The sequence below is a fragment of the Acaryochloris sp. 'Moss Beach' genome, assembly GCF_021497025.1.
Taxonomy (GTDB): domain Bacteria; phylum Cyanobacteriota; class Cyanobacteriia; order Thermosynechococcales; family Thermosynechococcaceae; genus Acaryochloris; species Acaryochloris marina_A.
In genome coordinates this window covers 999,279-1,020,742 of the sequence record NZ_CP071717.1, presented here as the reverse complement: position 1 = coordinate 1,020,742, position 21,464 = coordinate 999,279, and the positions used below count along the sequence as shown (strand labels likewise).

At 47.3% G+C, this 21,464-nt stretch carries 20 protein-coding genes and 1 pseudogene; 13 read left to right on the top strand and 8 right to left on the bottom strand.

The genetic code is table 11. The annotated features are described in order from the left end of the window. The first annotated feature begins 403 nt into the window (after positions 1-403). Together HRE53_RS04680 and HRE53_RS04675 are read left to right on the top strand one after the other, a co-directional pair. Positions 404-595 carry a hypothetical protein gene (locus HRE53_RS04680; RefSeq protein WP_212662426.1) on the top strand — a complete coding sequence of 64 codons (192 nt, stop codon included), beginning with the start codon at positions 404-406 and terminating at the stop codon, positions 593-595. A 461-nt stretch (positions 596-1,056) separates the two neighbouring features. Further along, positions 1,057-1,518, top strand: a complete 462-nt coding sequence (locus tag HRE53_RS04675; protein ID WP_235109258.1) for a hypothetical protein — start codon at positions 1,057-1,059, stop codon at positions 1,516-1,518. A gap of 238 nt (positions 1,519-1,756) precedes the next feature. Here HRE53_RS04675 and HRE53_RS04670 read toward each other — a convergent pair whose 3' ends face one another. Next, positions 1,757-2,071: an SH3 domain-containing protein gene (locus HRE53_RS04670; RefSeq protein WP_212662424.1), complete on the bottom strand. Its 315-nt coding sequence runs from the start codon at positions 2,069-2,071 to the stop codon at positions 1,757-1,759. Between the two features lie 276 nt (positions 2,072-2,347). On the opposite strand from HRE53_RS04670, the gene HRE53_RS04665 reads away from it, so the two are divergent. The 3 genes from HRE53_RS04665 (at position 2,348) to HRE53_RS04655 (ending at position 4,565) form a co-directional block, all read left to right on the top strand. Continuing rightward, complete coding sequence (locus tag HRE53_RS04665) at positions 2,348-3,412, top strand: hypothetical protein (protein ID WP_235109256.1); 1,065 nt, start codon at positions 2,348-2,350, stop codon at positions 3,410-3,412. A gap of 88 nt (positions 3,413-3,500) precedes the next feature. Continuing rightward, entirely contained in the window at positions 3,501-4,118 is a 618-nt protein-coding gene (locus HRE53_RS04660; RefSeq protein WP_235109255.1) for an HAD-IA family hydrolase, read from the top strand. Positions 4,119-4,136: 18 nt separating this feature from the next. Next, the gene (locus HRE53_RS04655; RefSeq protein WP_212662421.1) at positions 4,137-4,565 is read left to right on the top strand and encodes a rhodanese-like domain-containing protein; all 429 of its coding nucleotides are present in this window, start codon (positions 4,137-4,139) and stop codon (positions 4,563-4,565) included. A gap of 12 nt (positions 4,566-4,577) precedes the next feature. Here HRE53_RS04655 and HRE53_RS04650 read toward each other — a convergent pair whose 3' ends face one another. Then, positions 4,578-4,985 carry a DoxX family protein gene (locus tag HRE53_RS04650; protein WP_235109254.1) on the bottom strand — a complete coding sequence of 136 codons (408 nt, stop codon included), beginning with the start codon at positions 4,983-4,985 and terminating at the stop codon, positions 4,578-4,580. Between the two features lie 150 nt (positions 4,986-5,135). After that, positions 5,136-6,407 (bottom strand): NAD(P)/FAD-dependent oxidoreductase, encoded by a 1,272-nt coding sequence (locus HRE53_RS04645; RefSeq protein WP_235109253.1) that lies wholly within the window; start codon positions 6,405-6,407, stop codon positions 5,136-5,138. 263 nt (positions 6,408-6,670) lie between these two features. On the opposite strand from HRE53_RS04645, the gene HRE53_RS04640 reads away from it, so the two are divergent. Both HRE53_RS04640 and HRE53_RS04635 read left to right on the top strand, forming a co-directional pair. Further along, positions 6,671-7,285 (top strand): sigma-70 family RNA polymerase sigma factor, encoded by a 615-nt coding sequence (locus HRE53_RS04640; RefSeq protein ID WP_235109252.1) that lies wholly within the window; start codon positions 6,671-6,673, stop codon positions 7,283-7,285. 4 nt (positions 7,286-7,289) lie between these two features. Continuing rightward, complete coding sequence (locus tag HRE53_RS04635) at positions 7,290-8,216, top strand: hypothetical protein (protein WP_235109251.1); 927 nt, start codon at positions 7,290-7,292, stop codon at positions 8,214-8,216. A gap of 67 nt (positions 8,217-8,283) precedes the next feature. On the opposite strand, the gene HRE53_RS04630 is transcribed toward HRE53_RS04635, so the two are convergent. Beyond that, positions 8,284-12,792 (bottom strand): NACHT domain-containing protein, encoded by a 4,509-nt coding sequence (locus HRE53_RS04630; RefSeq protein ID WP_235109250.1) that lies wholly within the window; start codon positions 12,790-12,792, stop codon positions 8,284-8,286. A gap of 548 nt (positions 12,793-13,340) precedes the next feature. Here HRE53_RS04630 and HRE53_RS04625 point away from each other — a divergent pair. Together HRE53_RS04625 and HRE53_RS04620 are read left to right on the top strand one after the other, a co-directional pair. Continuing rightward, positions 13,341-15,182: a vanadium-dependent haloperoxidase gene (locus HRE53_RS04625; protein WP_235109249.1), complete on the top strand. Its 1,842-nt coding sequence runs from the start codon at positions 13,341-13,343 to the stop codon at positions 15,180-15,182. After that, positions 15,179-15,463, top strand: a complete 285-nt coding sequence (locus tag HRE53_RS04620) for a hypothetical protein (protein WP_235109248.1) — start codon at positions 15,179-15,181, stop codon at positions 15,461-15,463. Before HRE53_RS04625 ends, HRE53_RS04620 begins: the two co-directional genes overlap by 4 nt. 103 nt (positions 15,464-15,566) lie before the next feature. Here HRE53_RS04620 and HRE53_RS04615 read toward each other — a convergent pair whose 3' ends face one another. Both HRE53_RS04615 and HRE53_RS04610 read right to left on the bottom strand, forming a co-directional pair. Next, complete coding sequence (locus HRE53_RS04615) at positions 15,567-15,965, bottom strand: DUF4259 domain-containing protein (RefSeq protein WP_235109247.1); 399 nt, start codon at positions 15,963-15,965, stop codon at positions 15,567-15,569. Positions 15,966-16,157: 192 nt separating this feature from the next. Next, a complete protein-coding gene (locus tag HRE53_RS04610) occupies positions 16,158-17,111 on the bottom strand; it encodes a pentapeptide repeat-containing protein (protein WP_235109245.1) in 954 nt (317 codons plus the stop codon). A 78-nt stretch (positions 17,112-17,189) separates the two neighbouring features. On the opposite strand from HRE53_RS04610, the gene HRE53_RS04605 reads away from it, so the two are divergent. Next, on the top strand, positions 17,190-17,867 hold the full coding sequence (locus tag HRE53_RS04605) for a bifunctional 2-polyprenyl-6-hydroxyphenol methylase/3-demethylubiquinol 3-O-methyltransferase UbiG (protein ID WP_235109244.1): 678 nt from the start codon (positions 17,190-17,192) through the stop codon (positions 17,865-17,867). Between the two features lie 2 nt (positions 17,868-17,869). Here HRE53_RS04605 and HRE53_RS04600 read toward each other — a convergent pair whose 3' ends face one another. Next, positions 17,870-18,112: a hypothetical protein gene (locus HRE53_RS04600; RefSeq protein ID WP_235109243.1), complete on the bottom strand. Its 243-nt coding sequence runs from the start codon at positions 18,110-18,112 to the stop codon at positions 17,870-17,872. 74 nt (positions 18,113-18,186) lie between these two features. Further along, positions 18,187-18,393: a hypothetical protein gene (locus tag HRE53_RS04595; protein WP_235109242.1), complete on the bottom strand. Its 207-nt coding sequence runs from the start codon at positions 18,391-18,393 to the stop codon at positions 18,187-18,189. 625 nt (positions 18,394-19,018) lie between these two features. Here HRE53_RS04595 and HRE53_RS04590 point away from each other — a divergent pair. From HRE53_RS04590 to nthB, 3 genes and pseudogenes are all read left to right on the top strand, one after another. Then, positions 19,019-19,714 carry a formylglycine-generating enzyme family protein gene (locus HRE53_RS04590; protein WP_235109241.1) on the top strand — a complete coding sequence of 232 codons (696 nt, stop codon included), beginning with the start codon at positions 19,019-19,021 and terminating at the stop codon, positions 19,712-19,714. 13 nt (positions 19,715-19,727) lie between these two features. Beyond that, on the top strand, positions 19,728-20,720 hold the full coding sequence (locus HRE53_RS04585; protein WP_235109240.1) for a GTP-binding protein: 993 nt from the start codon (positions 19,728-19,730) through the stop codon (positions 20,718-20,720). Continuing rightward, positions 20,717-21,464: pseudogene (gene nthB / locus HRE53_RS04580) on the top strand (nitrile hydratase subunit beta). The gene HRE53_RS04585 and the pseudogene nthB overlap by 4 nt, the downstream one beginning before the upstream one ends.

The following is a 21,464-nucleotide window of genomic DNA, read 5'->3' as shown; positions in this document are numbered from 1 at the left end:
GAGTTTTGACTGAGGGCTTTGCTAGATAGGGCCACAAACATCCCTTCAACCGGGCAAGCATATTGGGATCCACTTATAGGACTGAGTATGAGTAGAGATCTCTCATATTTAGTCTGGTGCCCAAAGACTGGAGGCAGTTTAATTTGCTTTGACGAGATGACGGATAGGGAGTGAGTTGCAGAGAAATCTGCTCCTTGAATCAGCTCTATACACAGAATAGAGTCCAGAAACGACAGATACGCTTTTACAAATATTAATATTAATTTTTTGTGCAACTTGTTCGCGAACCTCTAACCTCAGATTATATGGTTAAGTTGCTCTTGCAAAAAGATAGACAAGTGCAAGCTTTGAAAATTCACTTGTTAAACCCCTATTTACTCTTAATCATTACGGGATTTTAATTATGGCTAGTTCAAAAAATAACGCTGCTATCGAAAACGGCAATATGTCGGCGATTACGACAATTATTGTTACAGTTGTAAGCTTATTTGTCGTAGGACTAATATTTGCAGTGCTTGTTAAAACATCCACAGTTTGTGATGCCGATAGCGCCTATTTTAGTTTAAGAACTTTGTCTTGCCGTCCACTTGGTTAGTGAGTAATAATAAAACAATTGTCTATATGACGACTCACAAATAGTTCTTTAAAAAGACTAAAGATAAGGGGGTAAGTATAAATTTATACTTACCCCCTTATCTTTAGTCTTTTTAGCTGATCACTACTAGTAATCAACCCGACTTTTTTGATTTCTATTCCAGTAGAATAATAATCATTTGTTGTGAATTTAGGAATCAATTTATATAAATAAGTCTGAAGAAAGCGCTATAAGGAGTATTTTTTTATTTTCAAAATAAAAAATAATTTCTCTAGTTTTATGTTCTTCAATTACTGCCAATTTAATGGGTTTGAGCGCAGTTTAGATATTCTTTCAAGAAGATGACATGTTCCCATAGTGTGTAAACAGCATCAATTTCTTGTATTTGTAGAAAAGTACTTTTCACATCTTCGAGTAGATGATAAATAAAAAATGGATTGATTATTGCTCTTTTTATCCTATTGACGACAATCCTAATGATTGGCTATGGTTTTGGTGTTAAAGCTCAATACTTACCCTTCACGGCAGAAATTGGGTTTAGTACCAGCCAACTGCAATTTCTAAGAGGGTGGTTACTTCTAGCCTGGGTTGCTGGAATTTTGTTGCCTATTATTCTGCTTCTTCAGGCTTGGAATCAACCTGCCTCGCGGTTATTCTGGGGTGGATATTTACTGACATTGGTGATTCAAATATTCTCTGAAGGTTTCTTGAGCCGACAGTTGGTACCCAGTATTGTGGTCCCCATTGGCTTTTTCTATACAGCTTTTCGCTTGTGGCAACTAGTGGATGGATTTGGACGGTTAACATTTTCTTCTTTGCCATTGGCTGCCTTTCGCATTGTGGTTCTGTTTTGGGCTGCAAACTTAGTCATGTTGTTGTTGGTCTCTTGGCCAACGATCTTTGTAGGGTTTAAATCAAGCTAAGAACTTTAATCCTGTAGCAGCTTAGAGCTTCTAAGAGGCGTTTCTGATAGGGATCTGAAAGGGAATCTGGGGACAGAATCAAAACTAATAACGACTACAGAGATCTTCAGGGTTTGCAATAAAAATGCGATGGCAGAAAACCATCGCATTATCCAATGTGCAGTGTTTGTAGCTTATGGGTGCAAAATTATGAAACTTTTTCTATCCCCTATCGGATTGTTGGGTGACAACGGACTGACTAGAAGCCATTGAAACCAATAGGAGCCTGTACATTCACTAAATCGCCTCGGATCCAACCGCGAGCACCGGAGGTAAACTCAACGTAATACCAGTGGTAGCCATCATCACTATAGGTTGCGTCAATGACTTGAACGCGATCGCCCGCGATGCCGTAGTGAGGAGAAGAAGCTGAAGTGCTAGGGGAGGACCGAACATTGATCCGACTTCCAGATTGCCCCACCAAATAGGCGGGAGCTGCGAAGACAGGGGCAGCTGCCATGAGAGACATAAAGGAAATCGAGAGGATAGAAAGGGCTCGGTGAGTTAGCTTCATGCTTTTCTCCTGGTTCGTTGCGGTTGTGAATAAGCTTGTTATGGCTATAGTCCTCAATTTCACCCTTTGGCACCGTGATCCCTCCCTCAATACAACGGTGATGTTCAGCACGTTATAGAGTGATGCAGGGAACAGCACTTTTGCAGTGGGGGAAAAGCTATATCACTGATGAGAGGATAGCCCCCTGGTGCTGATGACTCAAAATCACTTTTGAGTCATATTGGCCCAAAAACTTGTCTATCTTGAGTTAAGACACTCCTCACCGATCCATATCAGATGCAGAAATCCTGGCACCCCATTTTCACCGTTTCCCTGTGGATTGTGGTGGGGGGTGGATGGTTAAGTAGTTGTGCTCAATTAGCGCCAAAAATCTACAAGCCATCCTCACCGAAGATTGAAAAGTTGGCGATCGATACGACAATGACGCCAAAGGCTCAGCAGTTGTTTTATAAACAAGAGCCAAGAATTGAGTCCAAGAAAATATTCCATAAGCTCTGTAGAAAAGCAGGACATAATACGGAGAAAACCATTCTGCTGGGATGTTTTACCAGTAACGGCTATGAAGGCTCGATCATCATCCAGTCAGTCACCGATCCGCGGCTGGATGGAATGATGGAAATGGTGGCGGCCCATGAGATGCTCCATGCGGCTTATCAAAAGCTGGGTAACAAAGAGCGATCGCAACTGGCATCCCAATTGAAACGGGCCGCAAAACAGGTGAAGGATGAACATTTATTGGCGGTGCTTAAAGAGTATGAAACGGGTGATCAAGATCTTTATGTCAATGAGCTACATTCCCATTTGGGCACGAGTTTAGCGAACTTGGGCGATCCAGAATTGGAGAAATATTATCGGCAGTACTTTCGCGATCGCAAACAAGTAGTGGCTTTTTCAGACCGCTCTCGCAGTGTCCTATCCGAAATTGAGTCCCAGGTTGATCAGTTAGAACCTGAATTGAATCGTCTGGAAGTCAATTTGCAAGAAGAAAAAGACTATATTCAGCGCACAGAAGATGACTTAAAGGCTAGCTATCGAGATTTGGAGCGCATGAAGGCCAATCTGGGTAACTTGAAACTGCAGGCTGAAGCCTCCCTGAGTCGGGGAGATGATCGTTTAGTGAATGATTTCGAGCAGGCCCGATCGCGGTTTAATGCTGAAGTGGGGGAATTCAACTGGCAAGCCCAACAATTGCAGTCTCGGATCTCGCAGTTCAATCAGCAATTTGAAACCTATACCCAAAAAGTAGATTTCTATAATGAATTGGCTGCAACCAATCGATCCATCCTCAGCTCCATCAAGCTTGCTCCCTCGGAAGTTAAAGTGCAGCCTGTTGCACCTTGATGTTCTAACGATTCAAGAGACGGGCAGGCTTCCATGAAACGGGTTGCCGGGCAAAAGGTTAGTCCAGATTGAAGTACAGATATTATCGATGACCGTACTCGCATTTGACTTGGATGGAACCTTGAGTGATCCAGCCCAAGGCATCACAACTTCAATCAACTACGCTCTAGAAAATCTCAGGGCTTCCACTATAGCCCCCCATAATTTGACGCAGTATATTGGCCCTCCTCTGAGCAGGACATTCGCTCAGTTGCTGAATACTGAAGATGAAGCAGTCATTAGCCAAGCGGTGGCTCTGTATCGAGAACGATATAGAACCATCGGCTATACCGAAAATATTTTGTATCCTGGGATTCCAGACCTGCTCAAGGAACTGACAAATCAAGGGCATCGTCTGTATGTTGTGACGGCTAAACCGACAGATATTGCTCAAGCTGTGATTGATTATTTTGCATTGCGTCCCTATTTTATAGATGTTTGGGGCTGTAGACTGGATCGCAATAAAGCTGAGCTATTACGTGATATTCAAGAGCAGGAGCATACAGATCTGTGGATGATTGGCGATCGTGCTAGTGATATGGCAGCGGGGCAAGGATTTACCAGATGTCTAGGGGGTTTGTGGGGCTACGGCAGTTTAGCGGAGTTAGAACAAGCAGGTGCTGATGCACTGATCCATACCCCTAGTGAACTATTGAAGCTCATTTAATCTACCCAAACTTGAAGGATGCAAAGCCGAGATTCGATCATCATTCGTGGAGTCGTACCCGCTATCGTTGTGATACTGGGGACAACCGCCTGTGCCCCGAGTTGGGATGCCCATGAACTGATCACCCCAACCCAACTGTTGACACAAATTAAAGCAGGTAATCCTCCCGTTATTTTGGATGTGCGTACGGTCGAAGAATATGAGGCAGGGCATATCCCAGGGGCTATTCAGATTTATTTCCAGGATGTACCCACACGGATTAAAGATCTGCAGACTTTTGCTGAACAAGATGTTGTTATCTACTGCGAGCGAGGATTTCGTGCTCAGATTGCGGAAACAGCGCTCCTAAAAGCAGGCTTTGCTCAGATCTACCATCTGGAGGGAGATATCAAAGCTTGGCGTAGGGCTAATTTCCCAGTGGAGAAAGGGACAGGGACCCAATTCTAATGGGGCAGGGTTTTAGCGCTGCTTGAGGGCAAAGGCACCGGGGCCAAAAGCGGTGGATACGGCACAGGCTACCAAAATCATTAAGTCTCGTTCTAGACCAGCGATATAAGCACCTTCGCTCAAGGCTTTGGGGAATTGAACCGTTGCGATCTCACCTGCCATAATTGCCACCAACACCCAGTTGGCCCAGAAGTTCTGAATCCCAATCAGAATCAGAACACTGGCAATCACTTCCACAATGCCTGTAATCGGACCTAAAAATCCGGGTAAGCCAAAGCCAATAAATTTCTCGCTTGCCATGGCCCAGTTAATTGCTTTGGGAATTCCGTGGTAGAGGAAGATCGATACCACCACTAGGCGTAACAGCAATAAGGCAAACTGTTGCATAGAGAGATTGGAATCCGTAGAAGTTGGGGTCATGGTGATCCTCTAAATGATGGTTAAAAGCAAAAGATATTGATTGGGTAGAGCAGCCTGGCTGGGGCCAAAGCTGTTGATGTTCTGAGTGCTTGATCTAGCAGGACTCTATGTGGGGCTGGGGACAGGACGCGAAGGACCTATAAAACGCCTCTACCTCTTAAATTGGACGGGAGATTTAGCATGGGACTTTGTCAATAATTTCCGCGCTAATTTATCTCGGGTGCTAAAGGATTGCAGCCAGGTCATCAAGATCATGAGGCGATTGCGATAGCCAGGGGTATAGACCAGGTGGACGGCTAACCAGAGAAACCAACCCAGAAAACCCCGAATGGGGAAGGGGCCAATCTTGCCTACTCCAGAAAAGCAGCCAATGATCGCCAATCGGCCTTTATTGAGATATCGAAAGGGCTGGGGAGAGCGACCTTTGAGTTGACGGCGCAGATTTCGGGCGGTACACACACCCTGCTGTAAGGCTTCGGGTGCAACGCCTGCTAAGGTCTGACCGGGAACTTGGGCGGTATCACCGAGGGCATAGACCTCGGGATACTGCTGCAGTTGTAAGGTCGGCAGAACCGAGATTTTATCCCGATTCTCCAGGGGTAGCGTTTCTGTAGGAGGATGGACTGCTTTCACCCCAGCGGTCCAAAGGGTGGTCGCACAGGGAATAAGGGCACCACTCTCCAGTTCTAGATGGGTGGCATGAACAGATGCGACTTTGGTCTGCACCTGAATGTTTACACCTAAAGTAGCGAGCTTTTTATAGGTGTAAGTTCGCAATGGATGGGGAAATTCAGGGAGGAGTTCCGGGCCTGACTGCACCAAATTGAGCTGGACTGGATCATCCCGAAGCCAGGGATAGTCTTTGGGCCAAGACTGATGGCAGAGTTCCACTAAGGCTCCCGCCATTTCAACGCCTGTGGCCCCACCTCCCACAATCGTGATCGTGAGGTACTGACGCCGTTCGGCTGGATCTGAGGTCTGGGCAGCCCGTTCAATGCACTGTAAGAGATGATGCTTGAGTGCGATCGCATCTTCCAAACTCCGTAATGGAAAAGCATGTTCCTTTGCCCCCGGCACCCCCTGGAAATGAGTTTGACTCCCTGTAGCCAGCACCAGATAGTCATATTGCAATGTCAGTTGCTTGGTTCGCACTTGCCGAGCGGTTAAGTCAACCGTCTCAACGTTGCCCTGAACAAACTGAACATTTTTATATCGACGCAGCAGTTTGTGAATGGGCAATGCAATCCACTCCGGCTCCAAGGTTGCCGTTGCCACCTGATAGAGCAGGGGCACAAAGGTGTGGTAATTATTCCGGTCAATCAAAGTGACCCGAGCAGCCGCTCCTCCCAGGGAAACCGCCGTTTGCAGGCCACCAAAACCAGCGCCAATAACCACAATATGAGGGAGAGGGGAAGAGACCATCTAAAACCCTAAGCGTCATCACTCGCTACAACAAGAGAAGTTATAGCTTGAAGACATCTGGTTAGCTTTGCATGAATTGCCATGATAATCTGGGTCCTAGAAATAAAGTGATGTTTGGGGGCAACCATGCCCCCTTTTTTTTGGGCTTACTTTCAGTACGGGCCAGTGAGTCAATTGGATGTGGTCAAAAATAATTGGCAATACCGACATCCGATCGCAGACCTGACTCGTATATAGAATGAGTGCAACGATGCTGTGGGCAGATGCTTTTGAAAGTTCCCCAACCCAATCCATCTTCAGAGGAGAACCGCCCTGTTCCCTCTTCTCAATATGCAGATATCACTGACCTGGTTGCAGCGATTAAGCGACAGGAGTTAAACGCGCTTGGGTATCTGTTCGACCAGTATTCCAGCTTGGTTTATACCCTGGCTTACAAAATTTTGGGCAATTCCTCGGAAGCAGAAGACTTAATGCAAGAGATCTTTCTGGGGTTGTGGGAGCGTTGCACTTACAATCCCAGTCGGGGCAGCTTATCGAGCTTTTTGGCGACAGTGACTCGGTCTAGGGCCATCGATCGACTGAGGATGAAGGGGAATCGGCGTCGTATTTTGTCCCAGTGGCAAGACAGCCTGTCACCTAATCCTTCTCCGACGCCCTTGGACCATGCCAGCCAGTCCGAAAAACGCCAAGCCCTTCAGCAGGCTTTAACGGAACTGCCGGAAGAGTATCGTCAAGTTTTGGAACTCAGTTATTTCGGGGGATATAGCCAATCTCAAATTGCCGAGCAATTGAACAAGCCCTTAGGCACGGTCAAAACCTGGGCAAGGAAAGGATTGATTCAACTTCGCCAGTCGCTACAAACGCAAATGGAGCTTTAGTTTTATGGTCGATCCAACCCCCCATCACCGATTTGAAGAACTCGCGGCGGGCTATGTTCTGGGCAATCTCGACTCGGATGAGATGGCTGAGTTTCAGCAGTTAGCGGTAGAACACCCCTCCCTATGGGAAGAGGTGGCTGGGTTGCAAGAGACCCTGGATTTATTCCCCTTTGCCCTGGCTGAATCCCAACCTCAACCCTCGGCTCGGGAGCGGATGATGCAGACGGCTCAAACCCAATCCCCTGCCTCTAAACAACCCAAAGTAAGCCCCAAACCTCAACGCCCTTGGGCCAAAATCTTTGGCAGTATTGCAGCCGTTACAACGATGGCTCTAGGGTTGCAAACGGTCCACTTTCAGCAACAGTTGGCTCAAGTTCGCCAGGAGTTGGCTGAACAGAAAAGTCTGATGGCTACTCTGCCCTCGACGATGCCCCAGACCGCACCTAGAAATGTGGTGATTACCACGACGGATACGTTTGTGAACCGGAACTGGCAAGGGGTAGAACAGATTCTGGTGGATCATCACAAGTCGCTCAAAAAAGGGCCGAAAGCGGTGGACATCCCCAGTAATCAGCCGATAGAGCTAGCTGCCTTACTCAGGGCGCAGGCCCCGATGCCCTCAGCGATGCCCATTCTTTCCCAAATGAGTTCTAAGTTATTGGGGGGCAGTGTTTGCACGTTTGGTAAGGCCAAGGGGGTCCGGATCATGTACGATACGGAGCACCATGGCAAGGTCTCGTTTTACCAAATTGCTCGTTCTCAACGGCCAGAACTACCGCAGTTCACGCCAGAGAAGCTCTATCTCGCGATCCAAGATGGACCGGGAGGGGTGTTTTGGAGTGATGGTGAGTTTCACTATGCGATCGTGTCTGACCTGTCGGCAGATGAGTTAAAGGAACTAACTTCCGCCGTTGAGATTGTAGAGAGCTAGGGATAAGCAGAATACTGAGGCTTGCTTGCTAACTGAAGCATATCCACTGGCAAAGTTGCGGGGACTCCTAATCGTTACAGTAGGCTCCCATCGCCTCCAGTGCAATCTTTTGGGCTTCTGTTAAGCCCAAGGCACCACTAAAGTCCAGACCACCACATAAACCTGTTTGAACGACCGCTAAGCATTTACTGGTATCGACCTGCCAGAGCCTGAAGGTTTGATCATAACTTCCACTAACAATCTTCTGGCCATCCGGGCTAAAAGCTACTGATAAGATAGAATCCGTATGTCCTCTCCAAGGTTCGCCGATGGCTTTTCCTTGGATATTCCAAAGTCTAATGGTTTGGTCAGAACTTCCACTGACAATCTTCTGGCCATCCGGGCTAAAGGCTACTGACTGGACAAAATCCGTATGTCCTCTCCAGGGTTTATCGATGGGGTTTCCCTGGGTATCCCAAAGTCTGAGAGTGTGATCAGAACTTCCACTGATAATCTTCTGGCCATCCGGGCTAAAGGCTACTGAAAATACGGCAGATGTATGTCCTCTCCAGGGTTTATCGATGGGATTTCCTTGGGTATCCCAGAGTCTGAGGGTTTGATCATCACTTCCACTGATAATGTGCTGGCCATCCGGGCTAAAAGCTACTGACAAGATATGGGAGGTATGTCCTCTCCAGGGTTGGCCGATGGGGTTGCCCTGGTTATCCCAGAGTCTGAGGGTGTGATCAAAACCTCCACTGATAACCCTCTGCCCATTTGGGCTGAAGGCCACTGCAAAAACAGAATTCGTATGTCCTCTCCAGGGTTCGGTGATGGGATTTCCCTGGGCATCCCAAAGTCTGAGGGTGTGGTCAGAACTCCCACTGACAATCTTCAGGCCATCCGGGCTAAAGGCTACTGACCGAACAAAAGACGTATGTCCTCTCCAGGGTTTACCGATGAGGTTTCCCTGGACATCCCAGAGTCTAATGGTTTGGTCATCACTTATACTGATAATCCTTTGGCCATCTGGGCTAAAGGCTACTGACCTGACATAATCCGTATGCCCTTTCCAAGGTTCGCCGATGGGATTTCCCTGAGCATCCCAAAGTCTAATGGTTTGATCATAACTTCCACTGATAATCCTTTGGCCATCCGGGCTAAAAGCTACTGACCTGACATAATCCGTATGCCCTTTCCAAGGTTCACCGATGGGATTTCCCTGAGCATCCCAGAGTCTAATGGTTTGATCATAACTTCCACTGATAACTCTCTGACCATCCGGACTAAAGGCTACTGATCTGACAGAAGACGTATGGCCTCTCCAGGGTTCACCAATAGGTTTCCCCTGGATATCCCAGAGTCTGAGGGTGTGATCAGAACTTCCACTGATAATGCGTTGGCCATCTGGACTGAAGGCCACTGACCGAACAAAAGATGTATGGCCTTTCCAAGGTTCACCAATAGGTTTCCCCTGGGCATCCCAGAGCCTAATGGTTTGGTCATCACTCCCACTGATAATGCGTTGGCCATCTGGACTAAAGGCTACTGAGAAAACGGAATCAGTGTGGCCTGTCCAGGGTTTGCTGATGGGGTTGCCCTGGATATCCCAGAGTCTGAGGGTTTGGTCATAACTTCCACTGACAATTCGCTGGCCATCTGGGCTAAAGGCCACTGAAAAAACAGGAGATATATGGCCTCTCCACGGGGCACCAATGGCATTCCCCTGAATATCCCAGAGTCTGAGGGTTTGGTCATAACCTCCACTGACAATCCACTGACCATCTGGGCTAAAGACCACAGATTGAATAGCACCGTAACTTTCGTGCCTAATCCATAAGACACGTCCTGTTAAAGCATCCCACATCTGCAGTCTGCCGTTACTCTCCCCAATAGCCCATTGGTGGCCATCTGGACTCACGGCAATTGTATTAATGCCCATTAGCACCTTATTGAAACAAGAGTCTGCCAATCTGGCTCTAGCTAAATTCACTCGTAGCAAGCTGACATCAGCAAAAGTAACCCCTTTCAAATGGGTGTCGCTCAAATCATGGGTTTCTAATGCCCAAGGATTCCTATCAACCAAAAGCTGCGCTAGGTTCCCACCCCAATACCCCGCCTGTTCCTGAGTTTGCTGTCGAGTTGCTTGAATTTGGGGAAGCAACCGTTCCACCATAAGGGCCGAATCGAGCATAGGAACTGCCAGATCCAAGATCGCCTTAGCTAGTGGGGCACGTACAAGCAGTGGTTGAAGATTTTCCGTATCTTGTGAGCTAAATCGAATAAGAGGTGCAATTTGTTGGATGGCACCGCTTTCACTTACTTGCCGCTGGTAATAATCCCACCAGCCATATTCCTGGGCAGGCAACGCTTGATCAACATGGGTTTGCTCCCGCGCTACCTCAAGAAAATCAGACTCTAAAACCCCCAACATGGCCACCAGCTTGTAAGCGACAAAAAACTCCAGCAACGATCGATGGGCAGGGCTGTAATTTCCCTCCGCATCCCGAATTAGCATCGACTGTCCCATCATGTCGTAGTGCCAATGGTCCAGATCCGTTTGCTCCTGCACCACCGAGCCAAATAACTGCCGAATTCGTTCTGGGAAAAGCTTATAGTTCAGCCGCATCTGATTCGACAGAATCATTTCCCAAGACAGCTCACACAGAAAATAGAGCTTGTCTGCCAAGGAGGTAAACGTCCGATCTGCCCTAATATCCCGCTCCATCTTCCGCCGCACAGCATACAGATACACCCGTGCTAAATCACTTGGCTTACCCGCAGTAATCTCTGGCAACGCTTCCAAAATTAGTTCTGTCATCACTGGGCGACGGGCCAAATCCAAAAGCTGGGGATAGCCCATAATTTGTTGTACAGCTCTCTCATCCGCCCGAAAGGACAGCACTTGCCGAATTTGGTCCTCATTAAACTTTTCCAGTTCCAGGACTTCAAATTGAGGCGGTTCCCCTGTTAAAGCAGCGGTTGAAGCCTTTAACTCGGCACCCAATAAATTTCGCCCTTCCTTGGCTTCCGGGAAATGCTCTGTCCGACAGGTCAGAATGGCCTTTGAACCTGGCACTACCACCTTGGCCAGCTCCCAAAAATTGTTGATCATCTGCTGCCGATCGACCCGCGCTGCCATCTCATCAAAGCCATCAAAGATCAGCAGCAGTTTCCCCATTCGATTCAACTGTTCAAAAGCCGAATATCCCGGAAGCGGAATCTCATACTTCCGAAAGAAAAACTCCGAAAACAGCGACTCTACACTCACCGCTTTGGCATAGTCTCGCAGCGGAATCACCAAAGGCAGGCGAGGGCGTTCAGTCCCCTTTTGCTTTGCCTTTTGATAGGCTTGCAAAGCCTTCCAGGCATAGTGCAGTGTAAACCAAGTCTTTCCTGTCCCAAACTCCCCCAACACCGAAATATGTTCTTTAGCGGGGTCATCCAGCCATACATCCACATAGCCATCGATCCAGCCATCAGCTTTGCCATAGAAATTTGAAGCAATCTGCTGCTGGGTTTCGGGACTATATTCTTCCTTAGTGCAGGCTAGCGGTACATATTGCTCATTTATCTTTCGTCTTAGAATTTCCTCTTCTAACCATGACAAATAGCCACTAAAGTCTGCATCTTGATCCAACAATTCATCAAAGGTGTAACACGCCAAATGCACATTCTCGGCCTGAGTCACCCAATCTCGTGCTGCTTTGCTCATACGGCGACTACTTACCAACCATCCTTCGTGTGTTTGCTGATCTTTAACGGCCTGAGCTAAAGCCTTAACATCAGCAACTCCACCTTCGCCATCCACCCCTCTAATCAATACTCTGTTGAACTGCCGCCGAACTCGATAGGTAATAATCCACTCAAAATAGTCTGCTTTCCAAGTTTCATAAGACTCAAACTTAAAATCCAAAGTCTTAAACCACTCCCGCATTTGCTGAGCTAAACCATATGCTCGACATTGCGCTTCAAGAGGGCCTTCTTTAGCTAATAGTTGGGTTATCTCAGTAAGCTTTGCCTCTAAAGTTGGTAACGTCTCTAGCCGTGCCCAAATTACTTTCAAGTCTTCTTGAAGATACTCAATATTCTGATCCCTAAGTGCGGCTTCAGGCTTACGAGTCTTGCATGCTACCGCCAAAAAGATTGCACTAAACCGTAATAGCCCCAACTTATAATCAATCTCTGCAGCTCTGACCTTATCAGCCGCTGCAAAATCACGTATGCAGCTTTCTCCTTCAGCTTGTAACAAAAGAGGATTATCCTTCTCAAGCGGTGTTCGAAGAACTTTGCGAATTTCTTCATGCTGAAGAAATTCCAACATTAGATAATGATCCTTCACTGCCTTCTCGATTTCTTGTTCAGCCCCCTCCCTAAGAGGATCTTGCTGCTCTTTCATCAAAGGATGTTCTTGCATCCCATACTCCACAAGAGCATAGGCATATACCCCCCTAAAGTCAGCAGGTGGATATTCAGGATCCAGGCCAAATTGCTTGAGCAGCTTAATCACTTCCTCATTCCGTTGCAGTTTATTGACTGCAATAGGTGTGGCAATTTTTGCAATTGCTCCAACAAGCTGCCCTATTTCGATTGGCACAAATTCGCTCCAAGAATATAGCTCAGGCCGTAATCTGCCTAGCTGTCATTATGCAAGCAATTTTTTGCCAACACCTTCAGTGCTTATTTTTTGTTTAACGATGCAGAAACAAATCAATGAATAAATGGTCATTTAATAAAGATACTAAAAACATGAATTTTTGACTTTTACCTAGCCATAATTAAATCCTAAACAGTTTTTCGCAGGCATGATAAAAATTGGAACTTAACAAAAAGTTCAACACTATCTCTCACGCTCTATTGCACATAATCTCAACACTATAGAGAACCCACAATTCAAAGATGCTTCTATCTCTCTTATTCGTTGATAAAGCAGTTAGACCTAAGAGACACTGTGTAGCTGAATATCACATCAATAGGGTGAGCTAACGATATTTATTCCCTAGTGCTTATCAGTAAGGGCAAACTCTAAAACCACTTTCTCAAATGTGATGTTTTACTAAAATCGCATAATTTTTCTGTCAATCCCTGACAGCTTATCCAGAAGTACATAACTGACTACTCTATACATACCAAAGGAAGATTTCTATGACAGATCGTCGACAAGATTCCTATGCAGTTCGAGTTGAAGCCGCAGAGCTAGCTAGAAGTCGAAATCATCCTGACCATAAGGCCAACGGCGATGAAGAAAGATATGCTGGCGCACAATATTTTATGTCCTTCACAAAAGGACTTCCTCACAATCCTCAAACTGGACTTCTTGAAGACCCACAAGATTTCGTTGAGTTCCGTCGTGCTATTGATGATGGCTTTATCGACCCTTTTTCAATATCAGTCCGGCATGGCGCAAAGTTTGTCGTTCCACTTGGAGGAGGAGTGGAACCAGAACCCGATCCAACAGATAACTTCAGACAGTGGGAGGCCCCAACCGCAGGCGTTGTTTTTGATTTGGAAGGACCTGATGCCCAAGCAGTAACCATGCCTCCTGCTCCTCCATTACTAGATGCCAATGGCGCTCCCAATCCAGAGCTGGTACTAGAAATGGCAGAAGTCTATGAATTAGCTGTTCTCCGAGATCAACCTTTCAATAATTTTGAAAACGGCAGCGCAACTCCTGAAATAACTGCATCCATAGCTCGACTCAACGCCCTGAGTTATGTTGGAAATCAAACCGGACGTCCCCGAAAGGTTAATAGTGCTGGTGAACTGGATGCACAAACAGTATTCCGGGGTTCATCCCCAGGGGTCGAAGTTGGTCCCTATCTGTCTCAGTTCCTTTTAATTGGCAATACTGACCGCAATGGTAACGGTAATGTTGACCAAGGCTTGATTACATACGGAGTACTACAGATCGATCAGAAAGTCCCCGTTGCTCAGCCTCAAGAAGATTACATGAGAACTATGGAGACGTATGTCAATGTTCAAAGAGGGATAAGACCAGACCCAGAAAATTATGTTCCAGACCCTGCTGGTGGCCCCTCTCCTCGTCCAGCCCGACGCTTTATAGCGACCCCCCGAGATTTAGCCACTTATGTCCACTATGATGCACTTTATGAGGCATACCTCAATGCGTGTATCATTCTCTTGGAAATGGGAACTCCATTTGACCCAGGGTTTGATCACTTGTCTGGTGTAGGTGCAGCAGCGAATGATGCCAACACACGACGTAATGCTGGAGGCTTTGCACTGTATGGTGGACCTCATATTTTGAACTTAGTGACTGAAGTTGCAACTCGGGCGCTCAAAGCGGTGCGTTTTCAGAAGTTTAACAACCATATCCGCTTACGACCAGAAGCATTGGCTGCTCGGATTGAACTAGAACGCTTACGAAGTTCTGGTGCTGTACCAACAGCATTAGTTCCACCTGCCTTACAAGCGAGCATGGCAGGCTATAGGGAAATTTTAGAGACTAACGGTACATTAACTGCTGTTGCTGCTATTCCTGGGCCTGGAGCTGGTAGTTATTTCCTACCCATGGCATTCCCTGAAGGTTCCCCCATGCACCCTGCATATGGAGCAGGGCATGCAACAGTTGCTGGAGCCTGTGTGACTATCCTTAAAGCCTTCTTTGATACTTCGTCAGTTCTCGCTCAGTCCGGTGGTAGGGTTGCATTTAAACGATTGAATACTGGTGACGCTCGAATTGCTTTCCGTGCCCCTGCCGCAGCTGGTGCTGACACGCTTGATCCGTTTGTTCCTGAGCAATTCTTAACTCTAGAAGGAGAGCTGAATAAGTTGGCAGCTAATATTTCAATTGGTAGAGATATGGCAGGGGTTCATTATTTCACTGACTACTACGACAGCTTACGAATGGGTGAAGAAATTGCAATTGGGATTCTAGAAGAACAGGCTCTAACCTATTCAACCGATCCCTTTGTATTATCTGTGCCTACCTTTGATGGTGACGTTAGAAGGATTGGCCGCCGATGAGTCGTCCAGCCCGTCGTCCCGCCAGAATTCGGCCCCCTCAGCGGGGGAGAACGCCATCAGTATCATCTGCCAATCGGCTGAATCGTGAAGTACAGCCGTTTGTGCGCCCAGATCCTCCTCGAACCGGAGGTCGTAGAATGACTTCAAGTCCGCCACCACCACCTCCACCATTCCCTTGCAGACGTTTTATTCAAGAACGGGTGGAGCTGGTAGTGGCTATTCTCGCTATCTTAATAATGCTGATTATTGTTCAAATGAACTCAAACCTAATCCCCCATTAAGTCTGCAATAGATAGAGCAAAGACCAGGAGGGTAAGCACCGTAGCGTGAGTTCCCTCCTGATTTTTGTTTGAAATGTATTTAATGTTTTAGATGGTGTGTTAATCAATAGGGCAATCGCGTTAGCAACTCTTCCAAGCTCGATTGCCAAGCTTCAAAATCCTCTGACTCTTGCCATAAATCCTTGAGTTCAGAGTTAGACATAATGACTTCTACCGCTTGCCTCGCCTTAGCCACCAACGTAGCTGAAGGGGAGGTTCGCTCCTCAGCCCACACATCAATTTCATCCGGGCAATCGTCATGGGGTTTCCCTAGGAGTGTTGCAATGGCCTCTGCTGCTGCAACAGCACCCGAGCAATCTGGGGCTTCGGGATAGTCATCGGCTTGGTCAATGATCGTGTTGAGCGTATCGATAATCATGCCATCGTCCGAGTAGCCCTCTAGGTCGGCCACCCAATCCATTGCATCGTCATTTTCAAAGTTGCCATATCCCCATGCACCCATAGTTATCCCCTCTAATATTCACGGATAATTTATGCCAATCGATATTGATCAAAGAAAAGTATGGTTGTAGCATCAATATCAGCATTATTCGCGTGGGGACAAAAAGAAACCCATATTCCTGAAAAAACTGACCTTTATAGGATAGATGCTTGAATATGCTTGCTTTTCGACAGTCTTGGTAGCATTCTGGGGCTAAATTTTGCTAGCCATTAGGAGTTGTTGGTCATAAGCCTGTTTAAGAAAAGCTTCAATATTCTCCAGATCTGAATGCTTATCCACCTTCAGGCGAATGCTATAAGTTCCGCCATGTTTTTTTTCAACATCGCGAATTTCAATCTCATCCTGCTCAAATTCAGTACATAGCGATTGAAAGGCCGTTAGAAAAGCCAGCCAGTTAATACCATCCATAAAGATTAAATCCAGAGTTGCTAGCTTGGGTTGCACCAGCTTTCTGAACACATCGGCGGTAAAGTCCCCTTCCGGTGGCTGACGATCTTGTTGGTCTGCTTGCAGATAGATGTGGAGACACTCAATATCATCGAGTTTGGTGTCAATACTGATTTCCCAGTTCTGTAAACAAGCCCCTGTAAAAATGGCCTGGGTAAAATCTGCAGAAATAGCAATAGTAGATTCAAGGGCAGCAGATCTGAGATCAGCACCCCGGAGATCGGCCCAGGTTAAGTCAGCTTCCAATAGGTCGGCCCCTCGCATATCGGCCCAGCGAAATTCAGCCCGTCTAAAGTCAGTCTCCGTTAAGGTGGAGTGACAGAGATTGGAGCCGCTTAGGGTTGCGCCCTGGAGATTCGCTTGGGTGAGATTGGCAAAGGAGAGGTCTACCCATCGCATTGTTGCCCCCTGGAGATTGGCTTGGCTGAGGTTCACATGTTCCAGATTGGTGCCGCTTAAATCTGTCCCCGTTAGCTGTGCGCCGATCAATTGAGCTTGACTCAGGTTAGCCCAGCGGATAAAGGTGCGGCTCAGGTTGGCTTGGTTTAAATTGGCCCCACTGAGGTTAATCTCGCAGCAGTCTTTCCCACTCAGATTGGCCCCTTGTAAGTCTGGACTCACTGTTGGGTTGTCCTTCCGCCATTGATTCCAGGCTTCAGTCCCTTTTTCCAGGATTTGCACATGCTCTGAATTCACCATACCTGCTCCCAAAGCTGGTTTGTTCGATCAGTTCTACTAGTCTGCCCTGTAATACTTGAGAAGAAACCCTAAAAGAATATGTTTGAAGAACAGCCCTCCTCTGTGCAAAATCGAGTTAAATCTTTAGCCTCGGAAGCCCAAGCCCAAAACCAGCCCTACGCTTGGTTTGAACCCCTATATGCTCAAGCGAATGGCAATGCGGATCAGGTGCCTTGGGCCAAGTCGACGGCTCATCCTTATTTACAAGCTTGGTTACCCGAGCAACCCCAACCGCCAGCCCATAGCAAAGCCCTGGTGATTGGCTGCGGTTTGGGGAATGATGCTGAAGCGCTGCAAGCCCATGGTTATCAGGTGACTGCGTTTGATGTATCACCCACTGCGATCGCATGGTGCCACCAGCGTTTTCCTCACTCAGCAGTAGACTATCAAGTTGCCGATCTTTTTCATCTAGACCCAAGCTGGAACCAGGCTTTTGATTTGGTCTATGAATGCCGAAATATTCAGGCCTTGCCCATCCCTTTACGTCAGCAAGTCGTGGGTGCGATCGCACCGCTCGTAGCCAAAACAGGACAACTGCTTGTCGTTACCCGAATTCGTCCTGATGAACAAGAGTGTGAGGGGCCACCCTGGCCCTTGTCGCCCTTCGAACTCGCTGAATTTGAGAATTATGGACTGGTCGAAACAGATCGAGCAACTTTTGTAGAGGGCGAAACGGTGACGGTACAGCAGGCGCGAATCATCTACCAATATGCCTAGGGCTAGTTGTTATTCAAACAGCGATCATGAACCCACAGCACGTCCTTGAGATAAGGCGCCGTTGAATTTGAGATTGCACCTCGGCGTCGATAGTAGTCGAAACTTGCCAAATCTGTAATAAAGGCATATTTAGGAGCCTGTGGTTCTCGTCCAAAAACACCTGGTGTCGCCGATTGAAAGGCTTGACTGAAAAAGTTCAGGCGAAAACTATGGCGTTCAGACTTAGGTTGTTGCCGCCACATCAAGGAGATGGAACCATAGCCATTGGCTTGGGTCAGGTCAAATCGATACAGTGGGACTTGCTTTGGATGCTGAAGCGTTACGGTTTCCCCGTGGGTGCGGCCCCGAATACCAATTCAAAACCTTGGCCATCAGCCTCTCGATAGACACTTTCAGAAATTTTACAAGGGGCAGCCAATACTGATTCCGATAGAAGGAGTACCCCCATACTGCATAGGGAAATTTTCATAAACATCCTTTGATCCACGCCATAGTCCGGCGTTTGAGTGAAACACCTAACAGCCATTATTCCTCAAATCCCAGTCCCCAGAGATTTGAGCAACGTTGATTCGCACCCGTGCCCCATCCTCTATTTTTTAACAAGAGTAAATGCAAAAAAATGAATACCGATTCATCAGCCTGATTGGGTAATTTTATTTTGAGGACAGAGATATAAAAAAGAAGATTATCCTTGTGTTTTGATTTCATGATATTGCAAGTCATTGTATCAAGGTATACATATGCTTTGCACTTATTCCATTACATTCACTGCAGGTAAAAAAATAATACTTTGAGTATTATAGGTAGGCTAAAAAAAACTATTTTTCTAGTGATACAACCTGCTATTCAAATCTATTCCAGTCAAATCATTTGATACATCCTGACCCGATATCCTGAGGTTCAGCTAGGTGATAAAACGTCGTAGATTTATTCAAACTGCCGGATTAGGGAGTATTGCCCTTGCAGTTGCAATTCAAGACAAGCTAACAAGTGTCAGTTTTTTTTAACCCTAATTCTTTGTCTTTAGCTGATATACAACATTTTGAATATGAGTTTCCAAGTCTTAATAAAAAACGGTCAGTTAGTTGGCCTTAAAAAGCTAAAAAAATAAATACTTTCTAGAAGAATTAAAATCCGGGCATAGCCTAGAAATGGTAGCCATTTCATCGGGTAAATCCTGGATGGGATCCTCCCGTTCTGAAAACCTGGCGTTGGCTCAAGAACGGCCTCGACATGCCGTCACCGTCCCTGCCTTTTTTATTAGTAAATATCCCATTACCCAAGTGCAGTGGGCTGCAGTCGCGGCGTTGCCAACCGTGGAGCGAGAGCTAGATCCATTCCCTGCTCATTTTCAGGGGTCGCTCCGTCCCGTAGAAAGCATCTCTTGGCTAGAGGCCGTTGAATTTTGTACGCGCCTCAGTCATAAAACCGGACGGACCTATCAATTGCCAAATGAAGCTCAGTGGGAACAGGCTTGTCGAGCAGGAACCCAAACCCCCTTCAACACCGGAGCCACGATCACCAGTGAATGGGCAGATTATGTGAGCACTTATTCCTATGCCGGTGAGACAACGGGGAACTATCGGCGACAAACCCAAGAGGTCGGGAGCTTTGCCCCCAATCCCTTTGGGTTACACGATATGCATGGCAATGTTTGGGAATGGTGTGCCGATTGTTGGCAGCCAAACTATCGCCGTAAAGCCCTCCCTCAGGGAACCGTGCGAGCTATTCGTGGAGGTGGTTGGCTAGACCCTCCCGAGAGACTCCGCTCGGCCAGCCGTTCGGGATATGACCAACAGGGCTTAAACCGGACCATTGGGTTTCGAGTCATGACGGTGTTGAGTTAATTCAGGAGAGGCTATGGCATTGATCCAAAAGATTCCAGTCACTGTTTTAACAGGGTACTTAGGGGCCGGGAAGACCACCTTACTCAATCGAATTCTGACGGAAGAGCATAACCAGCGCATCGCTGTGATCGTCAATGAATTTGGTGAGGTCGGTATCGACCATCAGCTAGTGATCGACGCCGATGAAGAAGTCTTTGAAATGAACAATGGCTGCATTTGCTGCACCGTTCGAGGAGACTTAATTCGGATTATTGGTAACCTCATGCAGCGGCGAGACCGCTTTGACCATTTGGTGATTGAAACCACGGGCCTTGCCGATCCGGCCCCCGTGATTCAGTCCTTTTTTATGGATGAAGTGATGCTACGGCAAACTCAGCTGGATGCCGTCGTGACGGTGGTGGATGCCAAGCATATTTGGGACCACTGGGAGAGTAGTGAAGCCCAAGAGCAAATCGCCTTTGCTGACGTAATTTTGCTGAATAAGCAGGATTTGGTGCCGCCAGAAGTGCTGACCACTCTGACCCAACGGGTGCGCAGCATGAATGCGATCGCAACCCTACATCCCACCACCAACTGCAATATTGATCTGAACCAGCTCCTAGGAGTCCAAGCCTTTAACCTCAGCCATGCCCTCAGCATCGATCCAGAGTTTTTAGACGAAGATGCCCATGAACATGATCAAACCGTTTCTTCCGTCGCCATTACCGAGACGGGGACCGTGGACAGCGTCAAGCTTAATCGGTGGCTTTACCAGCTGGTCCAAGCTCGGGGTCCAGACCTGTTCCGCATGAAAGGCATTTTGGATATGGATGAAGCCGATCGTCGGTTTGTCTTTCAAGGGGTGCATATGACCTTGGACGGCAGACCTGGCAAACCCTGGCGTCCCGGTGAAACCCGCCGCAATGAACTGGTTTTTATTGGCAGAAACTTAGAGGAAGCAGAGCTGCGTCAGGGTTTTCAGACTTGCTTGGCTTCCCGCCCATTGATGGCAGAGGTAACCGCATGAAACTACAGCATAATCTTGGGGGGCCTAGAAGGACTAGATCCCGTTAACGTCGAAAAACAGGTATTTGTTGAACCCTGGGAAAAGCGCATCTTTGGCATCCACACCGCTATGATGGCCCTCAGCAATCATCTCAATACCTCCATCCCGAAATATGAGATTGCCAAGGTTCCCACCCAATTCAAGAGCTTCTGGACTTGGGGGCACCTGCGCCAAGGGGCCGAAGCCATGCATCCCTTTGAGTATTTTCGGCTGCGATATTACGAAAAATGGTTGGGGGGCATTTCTGGCTTCTTTGTGGAAGAAGGCTACATTACCCAGGAAGAACTAGATACCCGCACCGCAGAGTTCTTAGAAGACAGTGCCAAAGCTGCTGCTCCCCTACTCAAGGGCGGCAAAGCTGGGATCGATACCCAAGTAGAAAAGTATCTGCGAGAAGGGGACTCGCCGAAGCGACCCGCCCCAGCTCCTCCCAAATTTAAGGTGGGAGATCGGGTCAAAGTCAAAAATGTTCACCCCGGTGCCCATAGTCGTTTGCCGGGGCAGTTGCGAGACAGAGAAGCGGTTGTGGTCCGGGTCTACGAAGGAGCCTTCACCTACTTCTTCCCTACGGAAGATGGGATTGGTACACCCATGCCTGTGTACAGCTTACTGTTCCAGCCCGAAGACATTTGGCCTGAATCCCTAACAGAGCCGAAGTCGGTTTATTACAACGACATTTTTGAAGTTTATTTGGACGCCGCCTAG

Excerpts from the sequence above, each read along its gene's own strand:
- HRE53_RS04660 (WP_235109255.1), top strand. The coding sequence starts at position 3,501 with ATGACCGTACTCGCATTTGACTTGGATGGAACCTTGAGTGATCCAGCC.
- HRE53_RS04610 (WP_235109245.1), bottom strand. The coding sequence starts at position 17,111 with ATGGTGAATTCAGAGCATGTGCAAATCCTGGAAAAAGGGACTGAAGCC.
- HRE53_RS04605 (WP_235109244.1), top strand. The coding sequence starts at position 17,190 with ATGTTTGAAGAACAGCCCTCCTCTGTGCAAAATCGAGTTAAATCTTTA.
- HRE53_RS04595 (WP_235109242.1), bottom strand. The coding sequence starts at position 18,393 with ATGGCTGTTAGGTGTTTCACTCAAACGCCGGACTATGGCGTGGATCAA.
- HRE53_RS04645 (WP_235109253.1), bottom strand. The coding sequence starts at position 6,407 with ATGGTCTCTTCCCCTCTCCCTCATATTGTGGTTATTGGCGCTGGTTTT.
- HRE53_RS04590 (WP_235109241.1), top strand. The coding sequence starts at position 19,019 with ATGGTAGCCATTTCATCGGGTAAATCCTGGATGGGATCCTCCCGTTCT.
- HRE53_RS04585 (WP_235109240.1), top strand. The coding sequence starts at position 19,728 with ATGGCATTGATCCAAAAGATTCCAGTCACTGTTTTAACAGGGTACTTA.
- HRE53_RS04640 (WP_235109252.1), top strand. The coding sequence starts at position 6,671 with ATGCTTTTGAAAGTTCCCCAACCCAATCCATCTTCAGAGGAGAACCGC.
- HRE53_RS04670 (WP_212662424.1), bottom strand. The coding sequence starts at position 2,071 with ATGAAGCTAACTCACCGAGCCCTTTCTATCCTCTCGATTTCCTTTATG.
- HRE53_RS04655 (WP_212662421.1), top strand. The coding sequence starts at position 4,137 with ATGCAAAGCCGAGATTCGATCATCATTCGTGGAGTCGTACCCGCTATC.
- HRE53_RS04615 (WP_235109247.1), bottom strand. The coding sequence starts at position 15,965 with ATGGGTGCATGGGGATATGGCAACTTTGAAAATGACGATGCAATGGAT.
- HRE53_RS04625 (WP_235109249.1), top strand. The coding sequence starts at position 13,341 with ATGACAGATCGTCGACAAGATTCCTATGCAGTTCGAGTTGAAGCCGCA.
- HRE53_RS04680 (WP_212662426.1), top strand. The coding sequence starts at position 404 with ATGGCTAGTTCAAAAAATAACGCTGCTATCGAAAACGGCAATATGTCG.
- HRE53_RS04635 (WP_235109251.1), top strand. The coding sequence starts at position 7,290 with ATGGTCGATCCAACCCCCCATCACCGATTTGAAGAACTCGCGGCGGGC.
- HRE53_RS04650 (WP_235109254.1), bottom strand. The coding sequence starts at position 4,985 with ATGACCCCAACTTCTACGGATTCCAATCTCTCTATGCAACAGTTTGCC.
- HRE53_RS04620 (WP_235109248.1), top strand. The coding sequence starts at position 15,179 with ATGAGTCGTCCAGCCCGTCGTCCCGCCAGAATTCGGCCCCCTCAGCGG.
- HRE53_RS04665 (WP_235109256.1), top strand. The coding sequence starts at position 2,348 with ATGCAGAAATCCTGGCACCCCATTTTCACCGTTTCCCTGTGGATTGTG.